The sequence below is a fragment of the Serratia sp. NA_13 genome, assembly GCF_052691735.1.
Genome location: NZ_JBQZFV010000029.1, coordinates 1 through 6,848, shown reverse-complemented (window position 1 = coordinate 6,848; position 6,848 = coordinate 1). Strand labels below are relative to the sequence as shown.

Sequence of the window (6,848 nt, the reverse complement as noted above, 5' to 3'; positions counted from 1 at the left end):
AAGGCCTATGTGCAGGGTGAGCCGCAAGCGATAGCAGACAAGACGATTGGTCGGGGGCGGTTCAGTGCGGTGGCGACTTTCCAGCTGGACTATGAGTAATGGCTTTGACTGGCTGGGGCCCCGGATAGCCCCGAGAGGAATGAAGAACCATTGGGCACCTATGACGCGGCTTTATGAGCAGGCACGCAAGCGGAAACTTTCGACGACAGAGACCGACCTGCGTGTGCGGGACTATGAGGCCCCGTGGATGAATGGGCAAAGTTTCTCTTACAAAACGTTGAGTGAGCTATTGCCCGTATTATCGAAAAATTACTTTGGAATAACCTATGCAACGCTACTTACGTATCGCGCTTATGATACTTGTACCGCCTATGATCCTAAACGCTACCGCTGCTCCATACCCAGTAGTAACGTCCATACGTACTACCATTACCAGTGCAACGAGCGCCACCTACGCCGTCACTCTCAGTTTGATCGACATCCCCGCGGCATCGCAACCCGCCCCTCTGGGCTATTGGGTCGGTCTTGGACACCGCCATGATGCCTTCCCTGGTGGGATTGACACTGCTAACTTTTCTACATCGGAGGGGTGCTCTCAATCCTTTCCGATCGAATGCTCAACCCGGGTGATAAGTGGAGATACCCTATCGTCGGCCGCCCTGCGAGCCTTCAATAAAGGCCCCTCGAGCGGTATTCTAATGCACAATGGTGATGGTAATGGCGGGGAATGTGTCGGTTATGTGTCTGCGGCAATGAACCAGCAACCATGGTCTGCCGCCATATATCCTCCAGGGTCCTGTATGTATGCTCCTCCCGGGCGCGACTGGTGTGAAATCACCGAGCCTACGCTCGAAATCGACCATGGGTCAATCCGTCTTACTAACGGAGCCACGGACCAAAAGAAAGAACCCGTCACAGTTAACTGCACAGCGCCTATGACGATGCAACTCGTTTTTGGCCAGGATATCTTAACGCTTGCGCCGGGTGTCAAAAGCAAGCTCTCTACGCAATTCCCCGGCGGCACCCAATGGGTTCGGATGCAAGCCGGTAATAATTCGGGGTCGGTAGTGAGTGAGCTGAGCCTGCAGGGGGCGAAAGCCGGAGCCTACAGCGCCTCGACAATCCTTTATGTTATATACCCATAGTGCCTACCGTGCAAAAACAGAGCACCACAGACCGTAATCGTCTGGCTCGAATGGGGGAACGGTCAATCTTGGAATGAAGAACGGAAGGATGACTTGCCGTAATCCAGCACCGTTCGCCGGGGTGCTGTCACCACTGAATAACGGTGGTGGTGAGAGTGGCTTCACAATGTATCTCCCTCTAGAAACGTCACCCATCTGCCGAGGGACCGAGTGCGCGATGGGGGAGGGTGAACACCAGGGTTATCTGGCCTTCATCGGACTTTCAAAAGCACAGGGCTAATCCCATTTGAAAAGTAACCAGATAAAACCATTGAGGCCCTATCGCTCAATATTAATCAGGAAGAAATTTCAGGATGAATATGGATATCTCAGATTTGATTTTTGCCATACTTCTATTTGTATTTGCTGTTTTTTCCTTATATCGACACACTAAATTACGAAAAAAAAATCCCTCATGCTAAAAAATAAACGGCGCTGGTATGGCTCATGACATTGCTGACTATCGGTGGGCCTGATAAAGGTGGACTTGCCCCTATAACTCCAGACTCATCGACCCTCTTATTTAGGCCTGCCGGCGTCGCAGATATTCCCGCGGCGAACACGCCGTCGGCTCAGCCAGTGCCGTTCAATCAGGCGGGCGGCAAGCTCCAACTGCGGGAAGGGAGCAACGTCATTGCGCTGAAGGCCTATGTTCAGGGCGAGGAGCAAGCGATAGCAGACAAGACGATTGGCCGGGGACGGTTCAGTGCGGTGGCGACTTTTCAGCTGGACTATGAGTAATGGCTTTGACTGGCAGGGGCTGTGGTCTGCCCCGCTGGGGCTCCGGATAGCCCCGAGGACAAGAGAGAACCATTGGGCACGTATGACGCGGCTTTATGAGCAAACACGCAGGAGGACACTGTCAAAGGCAGAGACCGATGGGCGTGTGTGGGAATATGAGACCTGATGGATTAATGGGCAAAGTACCGCTTACAAAATGCTGAGTGAGTCATTGCCTGCCTTATCAAAAATCGCAATGGAATAACTATGCTACGCTACCTGTGTACCGCCCTGTTGGTACTCGATCCCCTTATGATCCCAGCTGCTAACGCCGATCCGTACCCGGTAGTAACGTCCATAAGCACTACCATTTTTAGTAGCACGTCAGCCCAATACGACATCACTCTCGATATACTTGATGTACCGGGTGCTTCCCAACCCGTTCCCGTAGGATGGCTTGTGGGATTAGGCCATCGCCACGACGCGTTTCCCGGAGGTGTCGACACAGCACGGATAGGGATGGGCCTCAATAACTGCATCTACGGCATTTCATGCACCGTAAGGGCTGTGGCCGGTGACACTATGTCCTCTGCTGCTCTCCGGGCTTTCAATAAATCAACGACTCGATCCGGGTTCACGCGACACGACGGCAAAGGGAATGGAGGGGAATGCGTTGGATACATCGGCGTCAAGGTCACCGGGGTCCCTTGGTCTCAGGCCATATACCCTCCAGGCTCCTGTGTGTATGCCCCGCCCGGGCGCGACTGGTGTGAAATCACCGAGCCTACGCTCGAAATCGACCATGGGGTGATCCGTCTTACTAACGGAGCCACGGACCAAAAGAAAGAACCCGTCACAGTGAACTGCACAGCGCCTATGACGCTGAAACTCGTTTTTGGCCAAGATATCTTAACGCTTGCCCCGGGCATCAAAAGCAAGCTCACTACGCAATTCCCCGGTGGCACTCAATGGGTTCGGATGCACGCCGGTGATAATTCGGGATCGGTAGTGAGTGACCTGAGCCTGCAGGGGGCGAAAGCCGGAACCTACAGCGCTTCAACAATAATGTATGTTATCTATCCATAGTGCCTGCCGCACCCAATCAGAGCACTGCAGACCGTATTCGCGTAGCGCGAATGGACATTCGACCGGTCTGGGGTGAAGAGCTGGAGGATGGCTCGTTGTAATCCTCCCGCTCGTCGGGGTGTCGACACCACGGAATAACGGTGGTGACTCATCAAAATCGTCTTTGGATGGTGACAGCAAAGTGGCGGCTCACGTCTTTCAGGGGGAGAGGCTTCACACCGTATCCCCCTCCATAAAGACTGGGGGCACGGTGAAAGCTAGGGCGATCGAGCATTCATCGGCGTCTCAAAAACACAAGGCTAATGCTATTAAAAAATAAAATGGATGGGGCCTTACAACCTCAATGTTAATCAGGAAGAAAATTTCAGGATGAATATGGATATATCAAATTTGGTTCTCGCTGCATTTCTATTTTTATTTGCTGTTTTTTCCTTATATAGACACACTAAATTACGAAAAAGAAAATCCCTCATGCTAAAAAATAAACGGCGCTGGTATAGCTCATGACATTGCTGACTATCGGTGGGCCTGATAAAGGTGGACTTGCCCCTATACCTCATATCATGCAGTATCAGGCCATGTCAGGTTTATTCGGTTGCATTAGTAGTACGGGAGTACTACTATGTGAACAAGGATGCAGCAGACTGGTTTATCCAGACATCCCGCTACCAACGCAAGTTGGTCAGGCCAAGTCCGGTAAAGGCGCTTCTGAATACCAGAGTAGTTTTCTGGCGAAACCCACCTTAAGGTGGGTTTTGTTATTTCAGGGGTGTGGTAACGGCTTGCCGGCCAGTAACTTGCTTGCGATAACAAAGAACCCTACCTTTCCGCCTCCAGGCTTGGCATCAACCGCATAGGCGCTGGTCACATGTATCCGGAGTTTTTTCCGTTCCCGGAACGCTTTGAAGGGAACGTGGTAATAGCAGCGCTCGCCCTCTTCATTCAATGCCTCTATCACCGCATAGCTGCCATAGCCGGCATGGATAATTTGCTGACGATCCAGCGACAGTATCATGTCTTTAAGGTAGCGCTGCGCCAGGCCGTAACGGTTTTTACAGAACGGGCGTGACTCTTTAGGCGAGTGGTACATCAGCGCCCTCTTCTCATCTTCGCTCTGTTCCGGGTAATCTTTGCAAAAGCAGTGAAACGAGTAGGAGACGATAAATTTATACACCTTGTCTGGCTTACCCTCGCAGCGGTGCGTGTAGAGCACTTCGTGGGCGTCAAGAAAGGAGAGGTCCCAGGTGATCCCCCCTGCATCGGTGAAAGGACGCCATTTTTCCACCTCATCAATTTTCACGTTTGAATCTCTCCCAACATGACTCTCCTTGATATTCCAGATGCTACGAAGCAGTAGCGAATGGCTGGCATGCTAACACAGGCGGTGCAGGCGTTCCTGGCCCAGTGGGAGCGAAGCTGCGATTTGACGACATTTGGCCTCCATCACTGAAATTTCTCAGATGTGATTATAAAATCGCCAATTAAGGTACCTCATGATGAGACCTGCAATGGAGTGATTTTACGGAAAATTGGCAAGATGAGGTCGAACAGAGAGATCTTTAGTTATTAAATGCTGAACAATTAGCTCTGTTGCCAGGAATGACTGATAAAGGTCGTCTGGATTTCGCTATCCAACTGAAGTTCATAGAGTTATATGGTCGATTCCCTGAAGATAACAGACAAATTAATACTGATGTTTCTCAGGCATTAGCCAAACAATTATCTGTTCCCATCGACGCTATTACTTCATACGATCCCTGTTCCTGCCAGGGACAAAGGTATCGGCGGACAATTCGGGATTTTTTAGGATATCGACCGTCTACCGGCGCAGATCTGAAACAACTTTTCCATTGGTTATGCCATGAGGCGTTACCGTTAGATCCTCTGGCCCGTCATGGTCGGGATGTTGCTTTCGACTGGTATCGTACCCAGCGAATAGAACCGCCAGCCAGCGATGAACTCGACAAGACTATACGTTCTGCCGTTCGTCATTATGAAACACTATTACAAGCTGATATTTACAACCGGCTGAGTATTGACAGTAAAGTTGCCATTAACCGCGAGTGCCTGACGCAGGCCCTGGGCCAGTTTTCCCAACTGCTGCAGGCCCACGGCCGGGGGCGGGGCTGGAGTGACCGGGATGGCCGGGGCGGCAGCCCTGACCGCCAGGGTCTTTTTGAGCGCCGCCACCTTCCGCTCCAGGCGGGTAATGGTGCCTTGCTGGCGCTGGAACTGCGCCTCTTTGGTTTGCCAGCGGGCCGTTACGCATAGTCATTCTCTGGTCAATGGGGGGAATTCACCCTGCGTTCGCGGGCAGGGCCAGGGTGACGCTCTCTGAGGCGGAAAGCCTCCGGGGGCGTGTGGCGGGGCATTCGGTTGGCGGCCAATGGGCGGTCAACTGACCTATCACGTTGCGGAGCAGCCAGTAATTGAGATCTGGCGAACGGTTGATCCCCAATTTCACCATGGCATTGTGTTTATGAGCACTCACGGTTTTCTGGCTGATATGCAAAGCGCGGCTGATCTCGCAGGCGCGCAGGCCATCGGCCAGGTAACCTAAGATCTCTCTTTCGCGCGGTGTTAGCTGGGGTGAAGAAGAAGCAAGAGAGACCGGGTTGCGTTTTTGCGGGTGAAGGAGGGGGAGGGTGTCTAACGTTCGTGTCATGATCTGCATGGCTGAGTCCAGGCTCTGGCAGCGATAAAAAATCCCATCCAGATCCTGGTATTGGGTTTTATCAAAGAGGCCGGGTGTTTGCTTGAACATAAAAATACGCTGATGTTGGGGGCACGTTTGACGCTGGGTTAAATAGCGCCGTTGCGCCCCCTTTTGTTCGGAAGAAAAGAAGATCACATCGGCGTAGTCTTTGGCAGCGAGCGTACGGCTAAATACCCAATTAACCCGTAGGTGGTTAAAATGCTCCACGATCGCCTGCGTAAAACCAAGAGCAAAATAGATATTGGGTTCCACGATCAGCACATTCACTGGCGATGTCATGGGGCCTCCTGCATTAAGATTGTGAACCCGTTGGGGGGCCACGTTGGTTATCAACACACTGCCGGGCCCTCAGGTCGGCAGGTTCTCACGGTCTCTGCTTCCCGGCGGCAGACGGCTTTCATCCCCCACCGTCCCGGCCCACCTTTTCCGGGCAGATAGACCAACGCAGGGCGTTTTTCACCGGGTGTGGGGTCACTTGTATCCAGCCTTTTGAAACCATTTTCAGTAATAAATACCGGGTTTTATAAATACTAAAGTTACAGCTTTCAGCGATGTCACGGGTGCTTGGCCAGGTTTCAGGGGCACCCGGTGTCCGCCCAGCCTGGGGGGCCCAGAGTTGCAGGATAGCCTCGACCAGCCGAGCGTTTGGAGGGGACAACGCGACGGGGTCTTTGATAAATAGATTCATGCCGTCCTTCCTTATCCATTGCAGTGGCGCTTGCAAACAGGCCTCCTGGAGCGGGGCGCTCTCCGTGACAACCGCGTTAATTTCACGCCTGGAAAGGTTGCGTTGTCCTGATGACGAAGGGAATAAATCAAATCCTTCTCGCTCACGGTGCGTCCTAATAGAGGGGCTTCATTTTGGTTTATTGTATCGCAAATAATTAAATGTCGATCTATTATATCGCATTATTTTAATTATTCAGAATGATAATCTGTTTAAATGATTTTTTTCAAGATTAAAGATCGCAATTATTATTTGTTGTCCGGGGTGAATAGCGTTATCTCGTGTATTTAAACGTAGTATGTTTTTTATGTTTTAAAAATGATTTCTGTTTGCAATAATTTATTCCGTAGGCCGACAGGACAGGTTGCATTAGCTTTTTTATATGGGGCCTCCTGCGCTCATTGGCTATTAGAGT

5 protein-coding genes and 1 pseudogene are annotated in these 6,848 nt (G+C 51.5%); 3 read left to right on the top strand and 3 right to left on the bottom strand.

Annotated features, from left to right (window positions below; translation table 11 throughout):
* Window positions 1-99: pseudogene (locus tag ACUTSU_RS22400) on the top strand (fimbrial protein); the annotation flags it as partial.
* A 1,532-nt stretch (window positions 100-1,631) separates the two neighbouring features.
* Window positions 1,632-1,925 (top strand): hypothetical protein, encoded by a 294-nt coding sequence (locus ACUTSU_RS22395; protein ID WP_445654743.1) that lies wholly within the window; start codon window positions 1,632-1,634, stop codon window positions 1,923-1,925.
* A 1,828-nt stretch (window positions 1,926-3,753) separates the two neighbouring features.
* Here the strand turns inward: ACUTSU_RS22395 and ACUTSU_RS22390 are convergent.
* Window positions 3,754-4,290 (bottom strand): stationary phase growth adaptation protein, encoded by a 537-nt coding sequence (locus ACUTSU_RS22390; protein ID WP_445654742.1) that lies wholly within the window; start codon window positions 4,288-4,290, stop codon window positions 3,754-3,756.
* A gap of 299 nt (window positions 4,291-4,589) precedes the next feature.
* On the opposite strand from ACUTSU_RS22390, the gene ACUTSU_RS22385 reads away from it, so the two are divergent.
* Window positions 4,590-5,261 (top strand): DUF4158 domain-containing protein, encoded by a 672-nt coding sequence (locus ACUTSU_RS22385; protein WP_445654741.1) that lies wholly within the window; start codon window positions 4,590-4,592, stop codon window positions 5,259-5,261.
* 25 nt (window positions 5,262-5,286) lie between these two features.
* Here the strand turns inward: ACUTSU_RS22385 and ACUTSU_RS22380 are convergent, their stop codons facing one another.
* On the bottom strand, window positions 5,287-5,985 hold the full coding sequence (locus tag ACUTSU_RS22380; protein WP_445654740.1) for a helix-turn-helix domain-containing protein: 699 nt from the start codon (window positions 5,983-5,985) through the stop codon (window positions 5,287-5,289).
* Window positions 5,986-6,103: 118 nt separating this feature from the next.
* Entirely contained in the window at window positions 6,104-6,430 is a 327-nt protein-coding gene (locus ACUTSU_RS22375; protein ID WP_445652539.1) for a hypothetical protein, read from the bottom strand.
* Between the last annotated feature and the right edge of the window lie 418 nt (window positions 6,431-6,848).

Coding starts and splice junctions, on each gene's coding strand:
- ACUTSU_RS22380 (WP_445654740.1), bottom strand. CDS start 5,985: ATGACATCGCCAGTGAATGTGCTGATCGTGGAACCCAATATCTATTTT.
- ACUTSU_RS22385 (WP_445654741.1), top strand. CDS start 4,590: ATGACTGATAAAGGTCGTCTGGATTTCGCTATCCAACTGAAGTTCATA.
- ACUTSU_RS22395 (WP_445654743.1), top strand. CDS start 1,632: ATGACATTGCTGACTATCGGTGGGCCTGATAAAGGTGGACTTGCCCCT.